General features: G+C 56.1%; 1 protein-coding gene. It reads left to right on the plus strand.

Features of this window, described 5'->3' with window-relative positions; all coding sequences use genetic code 11:
* Positions 1 to 726: DUF1601 domain-containing protein (locus CX664_RS25450; RefSeq protein WP_146000393.1), on the plus strand; the 726-nt coding region annotated here is incomplete at both ends.

Below are 726 nucleotides of genomic sequence, written 5' to 3' on the forward strand. Positions count from 1 at the left end.
TCAGGAAATTGCCAACCTGCTGTGGGCCATGGCGAAACTGGTGGACAACGGGCAGGAGCAGACACCAGAACTCAAAGAGGCCGTGGCCGCGCTGTTGCCCCTCGTGAACGCACAGAAAGCTAACTTTAAACCACAGGAAATCGCCAACCTGCTGTGGGCCATGGCGAAACTGGTGGACAACGGGCAGGAGCAGACACCAGAACTCAAAGAGGCCGTGGCCGCGCTGTTGCCCCACGTGAACGCACAGAAAGACCAGCTTAATGCCCAGGGTATCGCCAACCTGCTGTGGGCCATGGCAAAACTGGTGGACAACGGGTACGAGCAGACACCAGAACTCAAAGAGGCCGTGGCCGCACTGTTGCTCCTCTTGAACGCACAGAAAGCTAACTTTAATCCACAGGAAATCGCCAATCTGCTGTGGGCCATGGCGAAACTGGTGGACAACGGGCAGGAGCAGACACCAGAACTTAAAGAGGCCATGGCCGTGCTGTTGCCCCTCGTGAACGCACAGAAAACCAACTTTAAACCACAGGAAATTGCCAATCTGCTGTGGGCCATGGCGAAACTGGTGGATAACAGGCATGAGTTGACACCAGGGCTCAAAGAGGCTGTGGCCGCACTGTTGCCCCACGTGAGCGCACAGAAAGCTAACTTTACACCACAGGGTAACGCCAACCTGCTGTGGGCCATGGCGAAACTGGAGGACAAAGGGAACACAGTCGTACA

This window comes from Endozoicomonas acroporae, assembly GCF_002864045.1.
GTDB classification, from domain to species: domain Bacteria; phylum Pseudomonadota; class Gammaproteobacteria; order Pseudomonadales; family Endozoicomonadaceae; genus Endozoicomonas; species Endozoicomonas acroporae.